The organism is Shewanella sp. SM20 (genome assembly GCF_025654545.1).
In the GTDB taxonomy this organism is placed as follows: domain Bacteria; phylum Pseudomonadota; class Gammaproteobacteria; order Enterobacterales; family Shewanellaceae; genus Shewanella; species Shewanella oncorhynchi.
In genome coordinates, this window is sequence record NZ_JAKKRK010000030.1 from 1 (window position 1) to 24,368 (window position 24,368).

16 protein-coding genes are annotated in these 24,368 nt (G+C 46.8%); 11 read left to right on the forward strand and 5 right to left on the reverse strand.

Annotated elements, in window-relative coordinates; translation table 11 throughout:
• Positions 1–975 precede the first annotated feature (975 nt).
• Complete coding sequence (locus L5M18_RS13535; RefSeq protein WP_263197310.1) at positions 976–5,529, reverse strand: biotin carboxylase N-terminal domain-containing protein; 4,554 nt, start codon at positions 5,527–5,529, stop codon at positions 976–978.
• A gap of 121 nt (positions 5,530–5,650) precedes the next feature.
• Between L5M18_RS13535 and L5M18_RS13540 the strand changes: the two genes are divergently transcribed.
• Entirely contained in the window at positions 5,651–6,562 is a 912-nt protein-coding gene (locus tag L5M18_RS13540) for a LysR family transcriptional regulator (RefSeq protein ID WP_105251501.1), read from the forward strand.
• Between the two features lie 164 nt (positions 6,563–6,726).
• On the opposite strand, the gene blaOXA is transcribed toward L5M18_RS13540, so the two are convergent.
• Positions 6,727–7,551, reverse strand: a complete 825-nt coding sequence (gene blaOXA, locus L5M18_RS13545; protein WP_105251500.1) for a class D beta-lactamase — start codon at positions 7,549–7,551, stop codon at positions 6,727–6,729.
• A 330-nt stretch (positions 7,552–7,881) separates the two neighbouring features.
• Here blaOXA and L5M18_RS13550 point away from each other — a divergent pair, with 330 nt between their 5' ends.
• From L5M18_RS13550 to L5M18_RS13595, 10 genes are all read left to right on the forward strand, one after another.
• Positions 7,882–9,036 carry a hypothetical protein gene (locus L5M18_RS13550; protein WP_263197313.1) on the forward strand — a complete coding sequence of 385 codons (1,155 nt, stop codon included), beginning with the start codon at positions 7,882–7,884 and terminating at the stop codon, positions 9,034–9,036.
• Positions 9,037–9,194: 158 nt separating this feature from the next.
• Positions 9,195–9,854, forward strand: coding sequence for a SprT family zinc-dependent metalloprotease (locus L5M18_RS13555; RefSeq protein ID WP_263197314.1), 660 nt, complete (start codon positions 9,195–9,197; stop codon positions 9,852–9,854).
• A 129-nt stretch (positions 9,855–9,983) separates the two neighbouring features.
• Positions 9,984–10,760, forward strand: a complete 777-nt coding sequence (gene endA / locus L5M18_RS13560) for an endonuclease EndA (RefSeq protein ID WP_173913177.1) — start codon at positions 9,984–9,986, stop codon at positions 10,758–10,760.
• 8 nt (positions 10,761–10,768) lie between these two features.
• Positions 10,769–11,500, forward strand: coding sequence for a 16S rRNA (uracil(1498)-N(3))-methyltransferase (gene rsmE, locus L5M18_RS13565; protein ID WP_006082999.1), 732 nt, complete (start codon positions 10,769–10,771; stop codon positions 11,498–11,500).
• 93 nt (positions 11,501–11,593) lie between these two features.
• Positions 11,594–12,547 (forward strand): glutathione synthase, encoded by a 954-nt coding sequence (gene gshB, locus L5M18_RS13570; protein ID WP_168826802.1) that lies wholly within the window; start codon positions 11,594–11,596, stop codon positions 12,545–12,547.
• 74 nt (positions 12,548–12,621) lie between these two features.
• Positions 12,622–13,944, forward strand: coding sequence for an alkaline phosphatase (locus L5M18_RS13575; protein ID WP_028759459.1), 1,323 nt, complete (start codon positions 12,622–12,624; stop codon positions 13,942–13,944).
• A gap of 171 nt (positions 13,945–14,115) precedes the next feature.
• Complete coding sequence (locus L5M18_RS13580; protein WP_263197317.1) at positions 14,116–15,159, forward strand: methyltransferase; 1,044 nt, start codon at positions 14,116–14,118, stop codon at positions 15,157–15,159.
• A 479-nt stretch (positions 15,160–15,638) separates the two neighbouring features.
• Complete coding sequence (locus tag L5M18_RS13585) at positions 15,639–17,327, forward strand: DUF342 domain-containing protein (protein ID WP_263197320.1); 1,689 nt, start codon at positions 15,639–15,641, stop codon at positions 17,325–17,327.
• A 247-nt stretch (positions 17,328–17,574) separates the two neighbouring features.
• Positions 17,575–17,952, forward strand: coding sequence for a DUF4144 domain-containing protein (locus L5M18_RS13590; protein WP_263197322.1), 378 nt, complete (start codon positions 17,575–17,577; stop codon positions 17,950–17,952).
• A gap of 231 nt (positions 17,953–18,183) precedes the next feature.
• Positions 18,184–19,326, forward strand: coding sequence for a site-2 protease family protein (locus L5M18_RS13595; protein WP_173913176.1), 1,143 nt, complete (start codon positions 18,184–18,186; stop codon positions 19,324–19,326).
• Positions 19,327–19,459: 133 nt separating this feature from the next.
• On the opposite strand, the gene L5M18_RS13600 is transcribed toward L5M18_RS13595, so the two are convergent.
• The 3 genes from L5M18_RS13600 to L5M18_RS13610 are packed head-to-tail and all read right to left on the reverse strand — an operon-like array spanning position 19,460 to position 24,187.
• The gene (locus L5M18_RS13600; RefSeq protein ID WP_263197323.1) at positions 19,460–20,911 is read right to left on the reverse strand and encodes an efflux transporter outer membrane subunit; all 1,452 of its coding nucleotides are present in this window, start codon (positions 20,909–20,911) and stop codon (positions 19,460–19,462) included.
• A 7-nt stretch (positions 20,912–20,918) separates the two neighbouring features.
• Positions 20,919–22,952, reverse strand: a complete 2,034-nt coding sequence (locus tag L5M18_RS13605) for a MacB family efflux pump subunit (RefSeq protein ID WP_263197325.1) — start codon at positions 22,950–22,952, stop codon at positions 20,919–20,921.
• Between the two features lie 2 nt (positions 22,953–22,954).
• Positions 22,955–24,187: an efflux RND transporter periplasmic adaptor subunit gene (locus L5M18_RS13610; protein ID WP_212601354.1), complete on the reverse strand. Its 1,233-nt coding sequence runs from the start codon at positions 24,185–24,187 to the stop codon at positions 22,955–22,957.
• Positions 24,188–24,368 lie beyond the last annotated feature (181 nt).

Sequence of the window (24,368 nt, forward strand, 5' to 3'; positions counted from 1 at the left end):
AATCTGAGCCATGATCAAACTCTTCAATTAAAGTTTTGTTGCTTCCGTCTTGCGACTTCAGCGGCTCAATGAATTCTGATTTTTTGTTTCTAACTAAAGAAACAAACTGTACATATTACTATGAACACTCATTGTTACATTGATTTAAATTTTTGACTGCCAACCCGAAGGTTAAGCAGTTTCGATTAACTCAACACCTGTGAGTGTCCACACAGATTTCTTGTTTTATCTTGTTAAAGAGCAACTCAACCTCGTAAGAGAACTTGAGTACCACACTGAGCGCCGAACGCTTCCAGTTGGCTAGGGCTGCGTATTCTACGCATTTCCCGTTTCGCGTCAAGGAGTTTTTTTCAACTTCTTGCTACGATTGAATTAAGTGCTTAAAAGCTACTCAATTTAACTTAACTCGTCAGCTGGCTTTCGCTGTCTGCCGTGTCAGTGGATGCGCATTATAGGGAGCAGGAGATTTTGTGCAACCCCTATTTTAAGGAAATTTGCAGTTAATTCTAATTATCTAATCTAGCCACACCATACCCACCACTTACCCCCAAAGTTATCCACACCCTGCTCGTTTTAGACTCAGTTTCAACTTAAAATGAGATTTGATGAGCCTCTATTACTACGAATAAAGCATGGAGATTCCGTTAATTCTCGAGGCCAGAGGTGGGCTCTTGATGCTACTTGTTCTGATAAATGGGCGAACGACAGATTAAAGAAACTCTTTGCCGACTTAATCAGAAATACAGGTCGTATTGCACAAAGCTGAGATTGGCCACTTGTTAGTTATGAGCTTATCTATTAAAGCTAAGTTGATTTGTCAAAGACGTCATGCATATTAAGAGTGGCATGTTTGCTTACCTATATTTAGTGACAGATAATTTAGTGGCAATAATTTAGAAGCAATAATTTAGAAGCAAAAAAATACCCGCCAATGACGGGTATTTTCTTATTCAGCTATGGCGTTAAACGCTGAGCTTATTCTTCAACAGGCGAGACCACGAACAGTAAATCGCCTTGAGACACTTGCTGACCATTGCTGTTCAGGATGCGCTCGATACGATACTTCTTATCTTCAGGGTACAGAATCGCACTCTGACGGTTAAAGCCGGCTAAGGTCACTTGCGAGAACATCTTCATCGCTTCTGTTAGTGCTAGTGTTTGATCGACCGTGACTATGTCACCTTCTTTCACGAAGTCCGCTTCACCCGGTGCAGAAGAGGTATAGAAGATACCTGCGCCTTGGGCTAACACTTTCAGTTCGTTACTTTCGCCAACACGCAGTGACTCAGTGTCTACTTCCACAGTTTCAGCGGCAGCTTCCATTTCTGCGATCAACGCAGGAATATCGAGCTCAGCCATTAAGCGTGGCAGATAGTTAGTGTCGTAAACACCTTCGTTGAAGGTACCATCTTTCAAGATCAGCTTGAGTAACGGAATGTTAGTCGCGATGCCTTTCAGCACTACACTGTCTAAGTATTCGTACAGTTTGGCAATCACATCTTCACGGTTTTCACCGCGCATGATGATTTGCGCAATCAAGCTATCGTAGTATGGCGATACTTCTTTACCTGGCGCAGCAATCGAAATGATTTCCACATCTGGATGATCTGGGAACACACACTCAGTGATCTTGCCAGGATTTGGGATCAGCTGCAGTATGCCATGGCTATCGAGCGCCGCTTTCTCAGCCGTCACACGTACTTCCATCGCATAACCAATTTCTTTCGGTTCTAACGCTGCAATTGAACGGCCAGCGGCAATATCAAACTGCGCACTAACGATATCAATACCTGAAGTCGCTTCCGTGACGGGATGCTCAACCTGCAGACGCGTGTTCATTTCCATGAAGTAGACTTCGTTTGCATCTAAGTTATAGATGAACTCAACGGTACCTGCGCCCATGTAATCGGTCGCGTCGCCTAAGGCACGGGTATAAGCCAGCACTTGTCGCTTCAGCTCATCCGGCAGCATAGTTGAGCCAGATTCTTCGACCACTTTTTGGTTGTTACGTTGAACCGAACAGTCACGCAAACCTAATACTTTCGCGTTGCCGAACTTATCACGCAGCAACTGCACTTCGATGTGACGTAGTGATGTCACATACTTCTCTAAGTACAAGTCACCATTACCGAAGGCGGCGGCCGCTTCAGTTGCGGTTTTTTGGAATAAACCAATCATGTCTTCAGGACGTTTTACAACCTGAATACCTTTACCGCCACCACCTTGTACCGCTTTAAGCAGTACTGGATAGCCGATTTCGCTCGCCACGTTTACGGCTTGTTCAGCATTGGTCAGAATACCGTGCGAACCAGGAACAACAGGTACGTTTTGCGCTTGCGATGTCTTAATTGCGTTCGACTTGTTACCCATAGTCGTCATTGAATGCACGCTAGGACCGACGAAGTTAACACCGTTATTCACACACAATGCAGCAAACTGCGGGCTTTCTGAGAGGAAACCAATACCAGGATGCAATGCATCAACCTGTTCATATTCGGCCACTTTCAGCACTGAGTATGCGTTCAAGTAACTTTCGTCCGAGGTGTTACCACCGAGACAAACTAACTTGTCGGTTTCTTTGAGCATGTCCGCTGGCACTGATGTCATATCAGGATCAGACGCCACTAATACCACATTGATATTATTGTCGTGAGCCTTACGAATAAGTTTTACAGCAGTACAACCACGGGCGTGAACCAATACTTTGTTAATTGGCTTCATTAACTTACGTGGATCGTTCTGCACGATCACTTCTTCTTCAACAGTAGCTTCAACCACTAAGGTCGACAGTGCATTGATGATCACGTCGTTAATTTTTGCCGAAGGCATTGGCATCAGAGGATCGATACCTGCTAACTGAGAGTCTAAATTGTCGCTGAATGGGTTATGGACTAAGCCCGCCATTGCGCCAGGTACTTTTGACAAGTAGTTAGACAGCGTTGCCGTTGATGGTAAGTAAGCTGGCACCACCATTTGACCTGCGAATGGCATGTTGGTACCAGACAGATAGTAAGTTTGCACCAATGGGTGAGTCACAAAACTCGCCTGCGCACCACCGGTACAGTCACCAAAACCAAACATCAGTACTGGCAATTCGTTATCACGAATAAAGCGCGTGATACGATCGTTCACCACAGCCATAGAGAATAGCGCCGCGGCGCCTTCTTTAGTCTGCATACCACCTGAACTGATAAAGCACACAACGGGTAATTTACGCTTAGCACACTCGATCAATAGTGCAGAGAATTTCTCAGCACTGGCCATATCGAATGCACCCGCTTGGAATGCGGTGTTAGACACAGCCACACCCACACGCACTTTTTGACCTTTTTCTTTAAAGTCAGCAATACCTGTGATCAAACCACATGGGCGAATGCCTTTATCTAATGCGTCTTCAATCGATAAACGGAAGCCTGGGAAGTTGAGCAAGTTAGCCGACATTTTGTCGCCGTTGATCTCTTCGAAATGGGTAAAGAACTGCTTCACCACATTTTCCCAAGTCATGTTGCCTTTACGTTTTTCGTCACGCAGCACTTTTTGGATCAATAGATCCTGATAACCCATGGTCAAGCGGTTCCAGAAGTCCTTACGACGACCGATACGCACAGGGTTGATCGCGCCAGTATACTTGCTGGTATCGCTTTCGCTATCGAAATACTCAGGCAGTAAACGCTCGAAGAAGTAAGTCAGTACCACGAATAGACTGTCGTTAAGTTGTGGGAAACCCACACTCTTCCACTGCTCTACTCGCACCAGCAAATCGGCGCGGTTCGATTGACCCATAAAATACTTGAGCCACTTATAGAACTTAGCTTTGTCGTTCGAGGTATCTTGCGTCGACAATGCATGGTCAATTGACTTGTGCAACAGGTTGTTCACTGAGTTACGTGACAAACTCTTCGACATCATGGCTTCTTTCGCGATTGACGCTAAGCTGCCCACAACGTTGTCATACAAGGCATTGAAGATCAGAATGTTATGGCATTGCCAAATAAAGTCTTCACGCAGTTCTTCATTTACCACCACGTCCAGCACAGTCAGCTGATTCAGCTCAGGCCATTTAGCTTGAGTCACAGACTTTGGCAAACTTTCTAAGTGCTGAATCAGCCCTTTAAAGTTGTTAGCCGCATTGCTCTTCCAGCGATGATACAAAGACCAGCTGATGTTAAATAACAGCGCCTTACGTGCTTTTTTATAGTTCTCTTTTGGCTCACCCAAAATCAAACGTGTCAGCATGTTACGCTCGGTAGAGACTTCGTCACGTTTAGCGACAAAGTTAGTCCACAATTTATTCAAATCTTCGTCATAAACTAGCTTGTCAGGGTTAGACAACCAAGCTTGGAACACACGGTCTTGTTCCTGTTGAATACGTGCCAACAGATCACCTTCTGGCACGCTAGCACGTGACAGACGACCATATTGCTCTTGAGAAATAGAATGGATACGGCTACGTAGCGTTAAATAACGCAAATAGCGATAGGCGCTACCGAACAAGTTATGGTGACTGGTCGGGCTCGTTGCCACAGCTAATTCTGCGTTCAGTTCCAAAGCCATCAAGTTTTTAGATGGATTAAGGAAACGAGTTAAACTGCGATCATAATGCTCACGTAAATCTTTAGATTCACGCACAAAATTCATCGCTGCACGCTCAACTGCTTCTACGCTGCTAATAATAGCGCGGCGCAGATTGTGCTGACGCTCGTCACGATCGCTCGGTGAAAAGTCGATGATACCGTCGATACAACCTGAGGTATAAAGCTCTTCTGGTGATACACCCACAGATTTCGCACATTCTTGCCAAGATAAGTTGTACTTACGGGCAATACTTTGCAGACCTTGTGGCTGGATCGTGTTGAAAATACCGTCACGCAACGACAACAGAATGTTCGCCGCCGCTAATGGAATTGCGCCACCAGAATAACCAGCACCAATTACGATACCGACTGTCGGTACGTCAACGTTGGCACTTTCTGCGATGGCTTTAGAAATTGAATGCGCTTGGTTTTGGCTGTTAGCAATTTCGCCAGCATCCGCCCCTGGGGTATCAATTAAATAGATAATAGGCATAGACAATTCGGCGAAATGACGAATTGCTTTACAAGCGGCGTAATGATGCTCAGGCATCCAAGCACCGTTAGCTGTAGTGCGTTCTTGGGCAATAAAGCCAATACGACGAGTGCGTGAACCAAAGTTCAGCTCGACCTCAGCACTGTAAAAAGAGCCCAAGTGAGTTTCCGTAATCAAACGACCTTTAAGATCGGCAATAATACGTTTTGCACCAGGACGACCTTTATCTTGGGTCGGCTGGATCACTTTAGCAACGTAACCGTCGACATCTAAAGATGCCAAGTCTTTTAAGTTTGCTTGAATAGCATCCTCATTTAAAAGACCTTTAATTTCTTCCGATAAACTCTGTTTACTGTGCTTAGGAAACAGAGAAAAATCTTTTGCCAAATGCTCGGCCTGTAAAAAAAGCGGATCGGGCGTTTGGGCTTGAGTCATGTGTTTGGGCTGATTATTGCTGGTCATCAAAAGATCCTCTGCTTAGCCTCTGAAAATTTTTAGCCAATAAATATAACTTTGTTATCCCGTCAAATGCCATTAAACTGCATAGGACGCTTTGTTCCAAATATGAGACAGTGGGAATAACATGCCAGATTTAAACGGTATGATGCTATTTGCAGCCGTAGTTAGAGCGAAGGGATTCTCCCAAGCTGCACGTGAAACCGGCCACCCAAAATCCACCATAAGTCGCAAAATCGCGCAGCTAGAAGAACAACTTGGCGTGCGATTACTACAGCGCGACACCCGTAATTTGAGTTTGACCCAAATCGGGGCACTCTTTTATCAACACTGTGATTCGATTCGCAATGAGGTAGAAGCGGCCAAGGCAGTTATCGAGAATACTCACGATGATGTGTCAGGATCATTACGCATTGCAATCCCAGTGTCATTTAGCCAAGAACTTATCGCTAACCTCTGTAGCGGATTTATGCGTTTATATCCCAATGTTGAATTGGATGTCCAGTTTACCGACAACGATATTGGTTTAGTCGGTGAAGGATATGACATAGCCATCAAATATGGCCCACTTCAATCGTCGGACTTAGTCGCAAGATTACTGTTTGAACGCCAGCCAATTTTAGTGGCAAGCCCTGCATACTTAAAACTCAAAGGCACACCCGCGACCCCAAAGGAACTCAGCCTGCACAGTGGGATTTTATTGGGGACTTCTCGCTCAGCACCAATTTGGCCATTGGGTAAAGGTTCGCGTAAAACCATGGCGAACTTTCAGCGTAAAGTGAGGGTCAACAGCCCGATAATGGTGAAGCAATTAGCCATAGATGATTTTGGCATCGCCATGTTATCCAATTCAGCCTGTAAGACCGAACTTGCTAATGGACAGCTAGTACCAATTTTACAGGAGTGGCCGATTGAACCTTTTAAGGTTTATGGGGTTTATTCGAGCCGACGCCAACTGGCCACCAACATCAGTGTTTTCTTAGACTTCTTTGTAAAACGCTTCAGCAGCCAAGAAAGCCTGCAATCCCTAATGGGTTAACGTTTCCCGTCGCATCAAGGAAGCCTGCTTCAAGAAAGCCCAATAAAAAAGCCTAGATCTGAGTCTAGGCTTTCAGTATCACGATTGATGTCAGCTAAGTAGGCCGCTTCATACGCAATTCTCGCAAGGTTTAGATACGCTATGCTTACGCGACCTAGCATGGGCTAAGGAATAACGCGTTCCCGTTTTAAGATTTCCTTAGTAATGGCTTGACGCAATGGTAAACCTGCGGCGTCGGGAATATCCATATTCATCGCAAAAAACCATACATTATCATCGAGTTCAACCCAACCGACCCACCAGCCAATGCTTGGTTCTGCTCTGACTGCATAACCGGTTTTCGCACGGATAATATAGTCAGAATTCGCTTCAGTCAGCATGGCTTGCTTAACAATACGTAAACTGCGCTCAGAAGCGTGTATCTTGTTGTGATAAAGCTTACGTAGGAAATCGATTTGCTCCGTAGCCGAAATTCGTATGCCACCATCTAACCAAAAGCTATCCAAATTTCCCGAAATATCCTCATTACCATAATCAAACGAGGCGATCATCTTCGACATACGCGCCTCACCAATTTGGCGAGCAAACTCTTGGTAGACAGGCACAACCGAATACTTCATTGCAGTAATAAGGTTATGATCACGATTCCAAGTTGCGATATCTCGACTTTTACCATCCCACTTAAAGACTTGATGTTCATCCTTTACCACGCCAAGCTCTAGCGCGATCAAACTGTTAGGAATTTTAAACGTCGATGCAGGTAAAAAACCTTGATTGGCACGTTTAAGATTATTAGTGAATCCCTGTTGCTTGTTTTCATTCCATAACACCACTACGCCTTTAGTTTGGTGCTGAGTAAAACTGGCATCCCAACTGCGGGTTTCTTGCCACTCCTTAGCTGTAGTAGATGCAAAAGTCGGCGCCACTAAGCTTGACGACACTAAAATAGACGACATCACCAGCACAGCCGATATGGTGAACAAACGCATAAAGTCTCCTTGTAGAAAAACAACCAATCCAATGAACTAAAAAAGTGATTAAGGCTATCACTTAGTGTTTTGGCATGCCCTAGCAAACTGCTGACCAATTGTGGCAAAAAAGAGGCAAACTAGACCCTATTGCACTGTTGCAGATGGATTAATGCCAGCGCCACATGATTTGTGATAGAAGATATTGGCATAAGATGACAAAGATCACTGAGCTTAACTTTATTACCCTCAGCTTGTAGTGCATACTTTTTGGCATAAGAGCCTATCCGCACGAAAAAAATAATCATTATTTCCAATGAATAACGTCTAATCACTACAGGGAAGCCAAACATGTTAAAGCCAGTGTTAACACTCATCCTCACCACCAGCTTAATGACTACAGCCAGTGCCGTGCAGTTATTTGGTGATGTTGAAGTTTCCCGCCTACCAACAGCCGAAAAAACCATAGGCGACGTAGTCACTCGCTATCAAGCACTTGACGATGGTCTGGCTCAGCTGAGCTCAAAGAAAAACGAAGTTGACGCCACCCAATTAGCGGCGCGCCAAGGACACAGATTGTGGCAACAAGCTGTCCGCGATGTGCAGTCAGGGCATTTTGACGACCGACCTTTATACTGGGCTCGCCTTGCCATGCTTAATAGTCTAAAAACCACCAGCGCCAACTTTAAAATGGCCGATTGGCAACAAGACATATTAATGAGTGCGGTTGAAAAGGCCTCACGGGGTTTTAGCGATATTCAATATGGTGATGATGTCCAAATCAAAATCTTCCTCACGGGTTTCGATCCTTTTTTCCTCGACAAAGATATCACCCAGAGTAATCCTTCAGGTCTAGTCGCCCTCGCCTTGGATGGTTTTCGCTTTGAAATTAATGGTAAAACGGCGCAAATAGAAACCGCTATGGTGCCAGTGCGTTTTGCAGATTTTGATCAAGGACTTATCGAGTCGCTATTTAGCCCGATTTATCGCGATCCCAAAACCCAATTTGTGTTCACCGTTAGCATGGGCCGAACTGATTTTGATATTGAACGTTTCCCAGGGCGAAATCGCAGTGCAGCAGCGCCCGATAACCAAAACGTACTCACTGGCGGCACTAAAACCGCACCGGTTGCCCCAAAGCTTAATGGTAAAGATTTTATCGGCCCCGAATTTGTGGAATTTTCACTGCCTGTTTCGGCTATGCAAGTCAAAGATGGTCAATGGAAAGTCAATGATAACCATACTGTCACTACCCTTGCCCGCGGTGAATTTAGTGCGACGTCATTAAACGAACTGCAAAACGAAACCTCAATCGAAGGCTCCGGCGGTGGTTATCTTTCTAATGAAATTTCTTACCGCGCCATAGTCTTACAGCAAAAGTTTAATAGCCATGCCAAGGTCGGCCACATTCACACACCAAGAGTCAAAGGCTATGACGCCGATACTGAGCAAGCCATAGTCGAGCAAGTACGCACTATGGTGATGCAGGCGGCAGCGAGTTTATAGCCAAGTCACACTGGCTGAAACTGGCCGAAACTAGCATTGTCAGATAGCGTTCGCTATGATGCGAACGCTTCTGATGTGAACGCTTAGGCAGGCTTAATCACCGATACGTTTTAAGCACTCAATTTTATCTTTAACCGACGAGATCCAACGCTAACCCTATGCTGAAACCCGCTGACTTACTCAATGCCTTACGCCGTCGCAGCAGTGAAGCACTTGCCCCGCTGACAAAATCGACGTACGCAGCCTTGGGCCAAAGCCAAGATAAGTCGCAGGTGATAACGAGTCCACCAGCACCAAATCCGGCTCAGGCGCATATTTTCACCGGTTCATCACGTCCACTCTCAACACTACAAATTCAAGTACTAGAGCGAATTGAAGCCTGTTATCAAGAGGCCGAGATATCGCTTAAGCGCACTTTTCCACGCCCAGTCACTCAATTTAGTCTAAGGGGTAAGAGCGCGGGTACGGCTCATCTGCAACAGAATCGCTTGCGATTCAATCCTGTATTGCTACGCGAAAACAGCGAGGCATTTCTGACTGAGGTCGTCCCCCACGAAATTTGTCATTTGCTGTGTTTTCAGCTTTTTGGCAAAACCAAGCCCCACGGTAAAGAATGGCAATCTTTGATGTTAACGGTATTTAAGATCAATCCGAGTACCACACATAGCTTTAATACCACTTCAGTTACGAGTCGCGATGTTGAGTATCGCTGCGCCTGTGGACCGATTCGACTGAGTATTCGCCGCCATAACAAGGTGTTGCGTGGTGAAAGTCGTTATATTTGTAAACGCTGTAAGACCCATTTAACTGCGATCTAGCGACTTTCAGCAAACAAAACTCCCACCTAAGTACGACTCAATTTGCATAAACAGCGATATTTCCCTTACCATCACGCCATAAAAGACGAGCCAAAGGCTCGCGTAGTGTTTGTTATTTTGGGATAAATTTTGAACATAGCTTCTTTAACCGTTAATTCACGGCGACTTTTGTTGTGCCTAATCACTTGGGCGGCGACCTTATCTGTGCCCGCAAGTGCCTCAGTGTCACATCCCAGCAGTTTCAGCCAAGCGAAAACCAAGTCACAGGCGCTCTACGCAGGCAGTCGCCAAGGTACTCTGCCCGCAGTCAGCTTTTACTGTGGCTGTGAAATTCAGATCAAAGGCAAATCGTGGAAACCCGATCTCGCCAGCTGTGGTTATCAAGTCCGTAAACAGGAAACACGCGCCAACCGTATCGAGTGGGAACACATAGTCCCCGCCTGGGAATTTGGCCATCAACTCCAATGCTGGCAAAAGGGCGGCCGTAAAAACTGTGCCGATAACAGTAATGAATTTAATAAGATGGAATCGGACATGCATAATTTGGTACCCGCAATTGGTGAGGTCAATGGCGATCGCAGCAACTTCCGATTTAGCCAATGGAACGGTAAGGCCGACCAATATGGCCAATGTGCTATGGTAGTCGACTTTAAGAATCGTCAAGCACAACCTCCCGCGAATACCCGCGGTAAGATAGCCAGAACCTACCTCTATATGCAGCAGACCTATGGTCTTAAAATCGCCTCAAGCCAATTAAAATTGTTTAAGGCATGGGATAAAACCTATCCAGTTGATACTATTGAGTGCAAACGTGATAACGCCATAGCGCAAACCCAAGGTAACCATAACCCCTTTGTGCAGAATGCCTGTAATGCGCCACCACAGCGTCAACAATTAGCCGAATAAGGTCGACAATGAGAGTCCCAAGAATTTATCAACCTCAGCCATTAGCCATCAATCAACAGTTGAACTTAGACGAAGATGGCGCGGCCCATATCGGCAAGGTGCTACGCATGGGCAACGGCGAACATATCAGTCTATTTAATGGCGATGGCCATGATTATCTTGCTGAAATTGTCGATGCAGGTAAGAAGCATGTCACAGTAAAGCTGCTCTCCTGTGAGGCCAATTTATCTGAGTCACCACTCAACTTGCACTTAGGCCAAGTGATTTCCCGTGGCGATAGAATGGAGTTCACCATTCAAAAATCGGTCGAGCTTGGCGTAAATACGATTACGCCGCTGTTTTCAGATCGCTGCGGTGTGAAACTCAACGGTGAACGCCTAGAGAAAAAAATTCAGCAATGGCAGAAGATCGTCGTGAGCGCCTGTGAGCAATCGGGACGCAGCCAAGTGCCCGTGGTTCGCCCAGCGATGGACTTACACGATTGGTGCAGTGAGCCGACCTCAGCGCTTAAACTCAATTTGCATCCACGTGCCGCACACGGTATCAATGGCTTAGATTTGGCGCATACCCGCGTGCGACTATTAATTGGCCCAGAAGGCGGTTTGTCGGCGGAAGAAATCGCCATGACAGAAACCTATCAGTTTACCGATGTGTTGCTTGGCCCCAGAGTGCTACGCACCGAAACCGCCTCGCTCACCGCCATTACGGCACTGCAACTCAGATTTGGTGATTTAGGCTAGACCGTCCACAGCCGTACACAGCGGTGGTATAGCCCCCCATTATCCAATAAATGCTTTTTTGCCTGCAAACGGCGACAAATAAGGAACAGATTAATGATAAAACTCGGCATAGTGATGGACCCCATCAGTGAGATCAACATTAAGAAAGACTCCAGTTTTGCCATGTTAATGGCCGCGCAGGAAAGAGGTTATCAGCTGTTTTATATGGAAATGGCCGATCTTGCCATGGTCAACGGTGTGGCGATGGCCAATATGCGTCCGTTAACTGTTTTCAATGATGCGAGCAAATGGTTTGAACTCGGCGAAGCTACAGACACGCCGATGAGCGAACTCGACGTGATCTTAATGCGTAAGGACCCGCCATTCGATACTGAGTTTATCTACGCAACTTACATGCTTGAACGCGCCGAAGAACAAGGCGTGTTGATCGTTAACAAGCCGCAAAGCTTACGTGATGCTAACGAGAAACTGTTTACCGCATGGTTTAGCGAATTCACGCCAGAAACGATCGTGACCCGTGATGCCAAACGTATCCGCGCTTTCCACCAAGCGAAGGGCGATATTATTCTTAAGCCACTTGATGGTATGGGCGGCACCTCGATTTTCCGCGTGAAGCAGGACGACCCAAACCTTGGGGTCATCATAGAAACCTTGACCAGCTATGGCCAACAATATGCCATGGCGCAAGCCTTTATCCCTGAGATAACCAAAGGTGATAAACGCATTTTAGTGGTCGATGGTGAGCCTGTACCCTACGCCTTGGCGCGTATCCCAATGAAAGGCGAAACCCGTGGTAACTTAGCGGCAGGCGGAAGCGGTGTAGCTCAACCTTTATCCGACAGCGATTGGGCAATTGCCCGCGCCATTGGTCCAGAACTTAAAAAACGTGGACTGATTTTTGTCGGCCTCGATGTCATTGGTGACAAGCTGACTGAGATCAACGTAACCAGTCCAACTTGTATCCGTGAGATCCAAGCAGCATTTGATGTCGACATCACCGGCATGTTAATGGATGCTATTGAAGCACGCATTAACACCAAAGCATAAAAATTTACCAACGAGTTTGTTGATTTAAGGCGCTTTGACATCACAAGCGCCTAGCCACTTTCTAGGGATGTGATATGAGTTTCACCAAAGCGCCATTCTTGTTACTCGGCATAGGTTTATTACTATCGACTCCGACTTGGGCCAACATAGAAACAGGTCCAACGAAAGCACCGTCGCGTCCCAAAAATATTGTCATCATGATAGGTGATGGTATGGGACCGTCTTACACTAGCGCTTACCGTTACTACAAAGATAATCCTGACACAGAGGAAGTCGAACAAACCGTATTCGACCGTTTACTTGTAGGTATGGCGAGCACTTATCCCGCCAGTGTCAGTGGTTATGTTACCGACTCAGCCGCGGCAGCAACAGCGCTCGCCACTGGCGTTAAATCTTACAATGGGGCGATTTCGGTCGATACCCAAAAGCAACCGCTGCCGACCATACTCGAAAAAGCCAAATCCCTTGGCCTTAGCACAGGTGTGGCTGTCACATCCCAGATAAACCACGCCACGCCTGCAGCCTTTTTAGCCCACAACGAGAGCCGTAAAAACTACGACGCTTTAGCACTCAGCTATCTAGAAACCAACGCCGATGTATTCTTAGGCGGTGGTCAAAAATACTTTACCCCTGAACTATTAGCACAATTTAAAGCCAAGGGTTATCAACATATTACTCGTTTTGAAGATCTCGCCAGCATCACCCAACCTAAAGTGCTGGGACTGTTTGCCGAAGTCCAATTACCTTGGGCAATTGATGAAAAAGATGCGAAAAAACTCAGCACTTTAACCCAAAAAGCGCTCAGTTTACTGTCGCAGAATGACCAAGGTTTTGTACTGTTAGTCGAAGGAAGCCTCATCGACTGGGCGGGTCACAATAACGACATAGCTACAGCCATGGGTGAAATGGATGAATTCTCCAATGCCATTGAAGTGGTTGAGCAATTCGTGCGTGAACATCCTGATACCCTGATGGTGATCACCGCCGACCATAACACCGGCGGCCTATCGATTGGCGTCGATGGAAAGTACAACTGGAACCCTGAAATCCTACGCAACATTTCAGCCAGTACCGACACATTAGCCTTGGCCGCCATCAGCGGTGAACAATGGCAGGCCGATCTCGCCCGCGGTTTAGGTTTTGAGCTCAACGAAGAAGAAATCGCAAAATTAACGGTCGCCAGAATGCAGGGATTAGAAACCATCGCGGTTGCAATTCGCCATGTTATTGATAAGCGAACTGATACAGGTTGGACAACCGACGGTCACACAGGCACAGACGTACAAGTGTTTGCCGCAGGTCCCGCATCTGAGCTGTTTAACGGCCATCAAGACAATACTGATATCGCCAATAAGATTTTCAGCTTATTGCCAAAACCGAAGAAACCTAAGAGCTAAGCGTTAATCGATTCCTTTCATTAAAGGCAATCACATAAGGCAACCGCATAATGCAGTTGCCTTTTTTATTGGGTCTTTTATTAGGTCTTAGCGCAGTGATTCGATGCAAACTGGCTCGGGCGTGAATAACGGGTATAATGCCCACACTTAAGTTTATAGGTGCCTGTAACTGTGTTAACTAATCCATCGCAAGTCATTATTCGTAATCAAGACAGCCTAAGCCAACATAAGGTGTTAGTGCTCAATCATGAAGCCGATCTACTGCCAAAAGCCCTGCTCGATGTCGCGGCCTCGGTCGATGCCCTCGCCTTGGATTATCACCATTATTTACACTTAGCGCCGCACGCGAATTCAAAACTGCGTTGCTACTTCGGCCACGAACTGCCACATCAAGACCCAATTAAACCAGAAAAGTACGATACGGTTATCGTTTATTTCCCCAAAGCTAAACCCCTCGCACCCTATCTGTTTAACCTCGCCGCCAGCCATCTTGTGCCTAACGGCCAGCTATTAGTCGTTGGGGAAAACAAAGGCGGGATTAAGTCTTTAGTTAAACTCTTGCCTGAGTATTTTGCGACGGGAATGAAGCTCGATAACGCCCGCCACTGCCTGCTGTTTGGTAGCCATTTAGAGGGCAGCGCCCCGGCAATGAAACTTAGCGACTGGGTCAGTCAGTATCAACTCACAACGCCGCAAGGCGAGATCAGTATCTGTAATTTAGTCGGGGTATTTAGCGAAAAACGGTTAGATCTCGGCACTGAATTATTATTATCACACCTACCAACACTCTCGGGCAGAGTGCTCGATTTTGGTTGCGGCGCAGGCGTGATCACCGCCGCTCTACTAAAAGCACAACCGAGTCTATCCCTAGAATGTGTTGATATTAATGCCATGGCGTTAGCTTCTTGTGAACTCACCCTGGCGGCCAATGGCATGACAGCAAAAGTGTATCCATCCGATGGGCTCGCGCAAACCACAGGAAAATTTAACGGCATTATCTCTAATCCGCCGTTTCATGATGGCCTCGCCAGCACCACCAGCATAGCGCAGAACTTTGTCACCGATAGTGCTAAGCAATTACAACATAATGGTATTTGGCAAATAGTCGCCAATCGCCACCTGCCCTATTCCGATATTATCGCCGCCGAATTTGGCCAATTGAAAGTGGTTGCCGATAACAACAAGTACAAGTTGTATTACTTCCAGCACAAATAGATGTTTGATTAATAACGCGCAGATGCTTTCGCTGAAGCGCGTTATTGGCAACCCAGCCACTCACTCTTATCCCAATCCCTGTTTGTTTTCAGATAAAACCTCACTTTCATCGTGTTACAAAATTCAATATTGTGATCTGCCGCATGCCAGCGATTCTGACAATCTCTCACTTATAGTCACTCAACAGCCGTTCCTAACATAGGGATTCGATTTAAAACATCAAAATAATGGTTAAACCTAAAATCAATATAAGTTGTGGTTTATTCAGTAATTTTTGTTATAAAACCAGAGATAACACTGATTATAAGACTCAATTTTTTATAAAAAACTATTTTAAAATTCACTCATAGACCATTAACAACAAAATGACAACATTTGCTGATTTTGCAGCCAAAAAGGCTTCTTTACCCTAAGTTTCTACTGTTATACTCAAAACAGCTTCTTAACAAGAATAAAACGCAATTACTAGGAATGCCCCTATGCTGGACCCTGAACTCATAGAGCTAAACAGCGATAAGACAAAAGCTGAATTGCGCCTGATCCCTAATGTCCATGGTCCAGTCACCCATGAAGACATAATGCGCCTGTTGTCTTTACCTGAATTCGCCGCCCTGTTTCCGCTAGAGCCAGCCATTACTAAAACCGTCGCTAAAATCAACTCTCTTTGTAATCAAGACGATGGAAAATTTGAGCTCTATACTACTTTGGCCGAACGTCGAGATGGCAGCATAGCTATCGAGATTAGTCCCGATAAAATGCAAGCCAGTCTTAAACTTACCGCAGCATGGGGTGGTAAACAGATAGATTTGCCAGAGATCCTCACTCATCTCAAAAAAAACAACGTCTGCATGGGGCTAAGTAAACTCAAAATTCAAGCTCTACTAAAACAACTCAGTACACTCAAGCCTGGGGAAGTCTGCCAAAGTGAAATAGCCCAAGGCAAAGCCCCTGTTAATGGACTCAATGCGGTATTAGAACGCAAAGTATTCCTTGCGCGGGAGCGCTTGCTTCAGCCACAAGAGCGCGAAGATGGCAGTGTCGATATGCGTAATTTAGGCGCAATGATCGTTGTTAAAGCCAATGATCTCTTGATGGTTAAACATTTAGCCACCGAAGGCACTCCGGGCTACAACATCAAGGGCGAAGTCCTTAAACAAAAACCAGGGAAGGATGCAGTGCTTCAAGCGGGTACAGGCACAGCTTTTCATCCCAAAGATCCCAATAAGCTGATCGCCACAGTGCCGGGGCAACCCGTCGAAACCCGTACAGGTATGAATGTCGATGATGTACTGCAACTTAAAGACGTCGACATCAGCACAGGCCATGTTACCTTCAAGGGCAGTATTTTAATCACAGGTGATGTCCACGAGGGCATGATAGTTAAAAGCTCAGGCGATATTACCGTGATGGGGTTTGTAGACTCCGCCACCCTTGAAGCGGAAGGCGATGTCACTGTGAGTAAAGGCATCATTGGCCGCCAGATTAAAGCCAATGAATACTCTACCAATATCTATTCTCAAGGGCAGATCAGCGCCCAATTTGTGCAATATTCTCAATTAGTTGCCAAAGGAAATATCTTAGTCACTAAACAGTTGCTGCACAGTAATACCAAAACCGCCGGCAGTTTAACGGTCAGCGATCCTAGTGGTCGTCGTGGTGATCTGGTTGGCGGAGTCGCACACGCTGAAAAAGGCATCACGGCGGTTGTCATAGGTGCAACGGCAGGGACTAAAACTGACGTTTACTGCGCAATGGGACAGGCTGAACTCAAGCAAGATCTCAAGCTACTCGATGAGAGCGTTAAAGCTATGGTCGTCGCCAGTTTAGATATCGAGGCTCGCCTCAATAAACTGCCCCCCAAGTCAGAATGGCAAGCTGACGCGGTTATGATTGAGCAAATCAAGATGATGCTTGATGAGAAGAATCGCATCATGGACGAACGTACCCGTGAAGAGCTTGAATTCGATACCTTTAAACAAGAAGTCGAAGGCTACTACGAAAAATACCGCATCGAAGTGCTTAAACACGTATTCCTTAACGTTGAGCTGCATATAGGTCCAGCAAATCACCGTACGGCACGTGAACACGGCACTTGTTGTATTGCCAATGTTAATCAAGAGATTAACTTTGACTATAACGCCAAGGCAAAAGCTGTACCGAGCACATAAGGTTCACTAGGGTTCTTAACTTATTGCCCGCTCAGCCAGTGCTGAGGCGGCTTTCGCTCGGTAGCCAAACCTCTGAACTCGTTCTGGCCTCTATCTATCTTCTCCAAGCGTGGCATACTGCTCACAGATAAACGCACGCAGCAGTATGCCAAGTCACCTTCTTGCTAAATCCTAATCCTTGTTTACTGCCGCCGATTGATCTCAGAGAATACCTCAGAGCCCATTTTAAACTTCCTAAGGATCTGAAATGACTAGCGTTAAGATGTCGAGTATTGAATGGCCAGCGATTGTAAAACTGACTCAAAATGACGAATTACTTTACCTAGAACATCAAAGAGATTGGCTCGAACTGGCCTGTCTCTATCAGCATCACTTCATCGAAACCGATCAATTATTAGACTCCAAAGGGCAGCGATACCTTATCAGTGCCTGTCCACAAAAAATCCATGAAGATCCTGTTGGCGAATTACCTCGATTACTGCGCCAAAAACAGGATTTGCCACTCAATGAATTTATCAAATGGGTTCAAAATCATGCCCAAGCACTAGGACAATGTTGTGTTGCTAAACTGGCTTTCACGACAATTACCCAAGGAATCGAAATTGTTCGTACCCTCGATGAATAAACAGCAAACACATGATAAGCCATAATAAATGGCTATCAATGACTCAGTTAATCAATAAAAAACAATATGACCTTAAAAGCTAATATCCTCATAATCAATTCACAGGCATAATTTGCCGCGGTGCAACAGCGCTAAGCCAGACAGTATAGCGCTTAAGATGCACTCCAAAATAACCGTTTTCTGCGTCGACTCAAGGGATGACGTTTAAGTTGGCACTAAATATACAAATAGATGGAACCGAAATTGGAACTACTTAAGATTGACTGCTTAGGCAAACAACTGCGCTTAGAAGGCTCGCTCGCGGGCTGGCAACAACTCTACTGGGACAACACCTTAGTCTCACAAAAAGAAGCTTCCGTCGATAATGGCGGCCTCAAAGTCCATGTCTTTGAGCTCACCCACCACAGCAGCCCATTGGTGACAGAAAGTGGTGAGCAAGCCATCGCCATGACAGAAGCTAAAATCCAAGTTCGCCTCGAAACCGATCTCGTTTGGCAGCCTTTCCGCCTCGATTACTGCTTGCTGATGGATGACAAGATTATCGACCAAGGGCGACGGACAGAGAAAGATATCGAACGCCAAACACCAGAAACGCCCATCGTTAAGCAGCAAAAAATCAGCATGATAGGACTCGCCTCCCTCGGCTTTAAGCTGTTAAAAAGCGCTAAAGTCATAAAGGTAGTGTTAGCGGGCGCCAGTGTTGCCGCTTACTCTTGGCTATTCTCCTTCCAATTCGCCCTCGCACTTATCGCCTGTTTGGTATTTCACGAATATGGCCATATTCGCGCAATGAAATATTTTGGGATGAAGACCAAAGGGATTTACCTTATTCCCTTTATGGGCGGACTCGCGCTCTCCGATGAGAAAATTAATACACGTTGGCAAGATGTGGTGATTTCTATCATGGGACCGACCTTTGGGCTCTTGATGTCCATCGCTTCCTTGATTGCTTACCACGCAACGGGCAATGTGTTTTTTGCTGGCCTTGCCGCCTTTAATGCGCTGCTTAACCTATTTAATTTATTGCCTATTTTGCCACTCGATGGCGGCCATATTTTAAAGAGCATTAGTTTTTCGATGAACAGCATCATGGGGCTGGTCGCCTGCGCCGCCGGTGCCGCTTTCGGAGTGTATATCAGCTACACCTTAGGCTTAGCGCTATTGGGCTTCTTACTGTTGATCGGCAGCTTAGAAATCATTTTCGAATGGCGCACTCGCCATCAAAGCCACCTGCTGCCGTTAGACAGATACGGGCAAATCTTCTCGGTTATTTGGTACTTGCTCACGGTTGGCGCCTTAGTCGGCATCATCTGGCACTTAGCCGGAACCGGCGATGATATGCTCAGTCTGCCGCTGCAAATATTACGCAGCTAATTCTGCTTAACGGCTAAACGCAGCGCAAAGGCACTAGTGCGAGTGCTTACACTTGCATTTGCCCAACAAAAAACCGCTATTAATAGCGGTTTTTTATTTTTCTGTCGCGCTGTGATGCTTTTACAAAAATGCGCTATTCCTTTGCCAAAGGCGGAGCGATATCGCTGCCGCCAAGGGCTTGATAAAGCGTCGCTTGGGCGGTGAGTTGGTTATAGCGATTCTCGAGTAAAGCCGCCTCGGCGCTGCGACGATTCTCTTGGGCATCAATCCAATTCTGAATACCGATAGCGCCATTGCGGTACTGGCTCTCATAAATGGCTTCAACGGCTGCCGCTGCACTGAATTGCTGTGCCAACTTCTCCCCTTGATAACGATATTGCTGCTTAGCCGAAATCGCGTTATCGACATCTTCAAAGGCGGAATAAAGCGTCTTGCGATAATTCACCACTGCAGTTTGATAATCGATATCGGCAATGTCATTATTGATTTGCATTTGATTCCACTGCAAAAAGGGCAAGACTAGCCCTGCGCCTAAACTGCCAACGGGATTACGTAACAACTCTTTTAACTCAGAGGTCGACTCCCCAACACCGCCGGTTAAACTCAGGCTTGGAAAATAACTCGCATAGGTCGCATCTTTACTCGCCAAGGCGGAGCGCAGTTGATACAAGGAGGCCTTCACATCTGGGCGTCTCACTAATAAATCTGCGGGTACACCCACGCTAACGTCCGGCACTGCTACGTCGGGGAGTTGCTTAATCTCAACCCAAGTCTCCCCTGAGGCTAAACTCTGCGCCGGATCAGCAGCTGGCGCCTGATTGAGTAATATCGCGAGGGCATTTTTAGCCACAGTTAATTGTTGAATAAGCTGGCTATGCGCAGCCTCTTGTCCCGCCATACTGCGCTGCGCTTCGAGCACATTCACTTGCGTCACGGCGCCAGAATCATACTGCCTTTGGGTTAATGCCAGCGTTTGTTGACTGTACTCGATACTCTTTTGGCTTAAATCAATCCGTTGATTTAAATAACCTATCTGCCAATACAAGGATGCAGTGGTCGCCACTAGGCTTTGGGTGGTACTTTCTCTATCTTCGGCACTCGCCAGCGCAGCCCATTGGGCTTGATCGATATTAGCCGACACTTTGCCCCACAAATCCACCTCATAACTCACGGACAAGTTGGCTTGATAGCTCTTAGTCGCATCGCCGCCCTCAAGTGGCTGATTACGGGAAGCACCAAGATTGGCCGATAATTGCGGATACAGATCGTCCCGCGTTAGCCCTGCCTGCAAGCGCGCTTTACGCAGCGTTAAGGTCGCCAGCGTTAAGTCATTGTTGGTGCTCAACACTTGGCTAACCAGCTTATCAAGCTCAGGCTGATGAAACTGCTGCCACCAAGGATCGACCTTTACTTGCTCGTTCACTGTGGTGTTTTGCCACTGTTCAGGAATCGCCAATGCGGGCGGTTCAAAGTCTGAACGCATGAAACTGCCACAGCCACTCAGCAAAGCGATTCCCAAAGCCATGCCCACAGCAATCGCGCAGCTACGAGGCGAAAAGTGTCGATTAAATATTTTTGTATTCATGGTGTTATTACTCTCTGGCTAATGCGTCAACGGGATCTAACTGCGCCGCATTGCGGGCGGGTAAGAAACCAAATAGCACACCAATTAAGGTCGAACAGGCAAAGGCGGCAACGATGGAGGTGGTGGAATAAATCATTTGGAAACTGCCCCCCGTTTGAGCAAACACCACGCCAATTAAGTAGGACAAGGCTATGCCTAAGGTGCCACCGCACAAACACACTAAAATGGCTTCGATAAGGAACTGGCGTAAAATATCACTCTGGCGCGCGCCCACTGCCATACGCACACCGATCTCACGGGTTCGCTCAGTCACAGACACTAACATAATATTCATCACCCCAATTCCGCCAACGACAAGGGAAATCACTGCGATAGCCGAGATCAGTAAGGTCATGGTTGCCGTGGTTTTTTCAATGTTCTGCCTAATGGTATCGGTATTAATGGTGAAGAAATCTTGCGTACCGTGGCGCATTTTAAGCAGCGCGATAATGCCCTGCTCCGCCGCGTTACTCGGCACAGTTTCATCGAGTCGAACTGTAATACCATCCAAATAATTTTTACCCACCATACGGCCAGAAACTGTGGTGTAAGGCACCCATACATTAAGCGCATCGCTGTTACCAAAAGCACTTTCTTTGGGTTGAGTCACACCTATGATACGTACGGGTAAATCTCCAAGGAAAATCACTTGCCCTATCGCCGAGTTATTGTCGGCAGCGCTGTTAGGGAAAAGCTCCTTACGGGTGTTGTCATCAATCACCGCATCTTGGGCGAGCGATGCGACACTGGCATCATCCCAAAATTGGCCCTGCGCTAACTCGTACCCTCTTACACGGAAAAACTCAGGTCCCACACCATTCACCGATGCCGATACCGCTTTATTACCAAAACGAACCGTTGCAGTAGAGCCAATGCTTGGCGTCACGCTATCAACATAGGGCAGATTTTTAAGGGCATTGGCGTCCGTTGCGGTTAAGGTGCGCACCCGCGCCGAGCGTCGATCGCCAAAACCTGAACCGGGGCGAATATCAATCGTGTTGGTTCCCATCGAACTGATACTTTTGAGAATGGCCTGCTGCGAGCCTTCACCTAAGGCCACCACAGAAACCACTGAGGCGATACCGATAATAATCCCGAGCATAGTCAAGAAGGTACGTAACCTGTGGGTCGACATCGCCACCAGCGCCATTTTAAGCGCTTCGACATATCTGTCCCACGAAGCCACCCGCGCACGCGAGCTGTCTTTTGCTGCCACTGCACCGCTCGGCTTTTGTGACGCCATATTTTGTAACGTTGAGCTTTGCGACGTCGAAGTTTGTGACGTCGAGCTTTGTGGCTTAGCCGTTTGTTTATCCTGACTGCGCTCATCGCTGATGATCACGCCGTCTTTGATTTCGATAATGCGGTCGGCATATTGGGCCACGTGCATATCGTGGGTCACGATAATGATGGTATGACCATCGCTGTGCAGCTCCTGCAACAACTGCATCATTTCTTCGCCGCTGTGACTATCCAGCGCACCCGTCGGCTCATCGGCAAGGATCACATCGCCGCCATTCATCAAAGCGCGTGCCACACTGACCCGCTGCTGTTGTCCGCCACTGAGCTGATTGGGTTTATGGTCAAGCCTGTCGCCAAGGCCTAAACGCGTTAACAAATGCTCGGCCCTGTCTTTACGAACCGTGCGTTCTTTACCCGCATACACAGCAGGTACTTCGACGTTGCCTATAGCGGTCAAATCACCCAGTAAATGATAACGCTGAAAGATAAAACCAAAGTGCTCGCGGCGCAGTTGCGCTAACTCATCAACGTCCATAGTCGAGGTATCTTGGCCGTTAATAAAATACGCGCCCTTTGACGGCTTATCTAAACAACCAAGAATGTTCATTAGGGTCGATTTACCCGAGCCAGAAGCACCTACTATCGCCACCATCTCGCCACGGCCAATCGACAAGTTCACATCTTTCAGCACAGTGAGTTGCTGCTCACCCGCCTGAAAAGTGCGATAACAACCTGAAATTTCAAGTAATGCCGTTGTCACTGTTAAAACCTCACGCTAGGTGGGCGACGTAATTTACTGCTGCCATCATCGGAAGACGGCATGCCAAGCACAACCTGATCGCCTTCCTTCAAACCCGCGGTGATTTCAGCATTGATTTTGTTGTTAATCCCCACAGTGACATCCACATATTGCACTTGGTTATCAACTAACACAGGCACTTGATATTGCGGGCCGCTGCGGGCTTTACGCTCGACAGACTTAGCCTCTGGCACCGCGGATTTCTCCCTCGGCTTTATACGCAATATCTGCGCAGGCACTAATAGCGCATCATCGGCCTTAGCTAACACTATAGACACCTGCGCCGTCATGCCGATACGCAAGGTGCGGTCAGGGTTTTCTACATCAAACAGACCATGGTAATAAATGGCGTCTGAGTCGCTAGAGCTCATATTGCTATCGTCGCCATCCATCGAAATCGGCCCAGGCTCAATCGCCCTCAAAACGCCACGGTAGGGATGATTCGGTTTTCCAAGAACCGTGAAATACACGGCTTGACCCGGATGGACATTGACAACATCCGCTTCAGAAATCTGCGCTTTAACTGTCATGGTATCCAGCTGCGCCATTTCAACTATGGTCGGTGTCGTTTGATTGGCGTTAACGGTTTGCCCCACTTCCACCGCGGAATACACCACAGTGCCATCCATCGGCGCGGTAATTTTGGTATAACCTAAATCGATTCTGGCACTGTCGACGTTAATCTCAGCCTGTTGTTTTTGCGCTTCTAATTGCTCAAGCTCGGCTTGATAAACCGTTAGATTAGCATCGGCCACTTCATAATCGGCGCGGGAACTGGCCTTATCGGCAAGCATTTGCTGCTGGCGGCTAAATTCCAACTTGGCTTGGCGGATCTGCGCCTGTTTAGCACGGAACTGAGCATTGATACTCTTGAGTGATGCGAGGGCATCCTTCAAATTATTCTGCTGCGCTAGGCTATCAATCTGAGCAATCAAATCGCCTTTCTTTACTTCATCACCCAGTGCAAGCGGCAAACTTAAGATTTGCCCCGATACCTGCGCACCTACACTCACCAGTTTGGATGCCTGCAACATGCCATTGGCAAGTACTGAGTTTTCGATATCGCCACGGCGCACCGCTTCAGTTACATAGGTAGGTGCCATTTCAGGCTTATGCCACATAAAATAAGCACCGCCACTCAGGAGTATTAAGCCGCTTAACGCGAGCAGCAATTTACGCTTTGAGGATTTTTTCATCGGTATTGTCGTGTCCATCAATGCTAAAGACAGCAAGCATTCATCTTGCTAAGGAACTGAAATTGTTCCAACAGTATATAGAGTTAGCCAAAGACAGTAGACGAAGGAAGTGTCGTTAACAGGTAAAGATTTGCAAATATCTGTGTAGAAATTGACAAGGAAAGCACGATTGAGTGGTGCT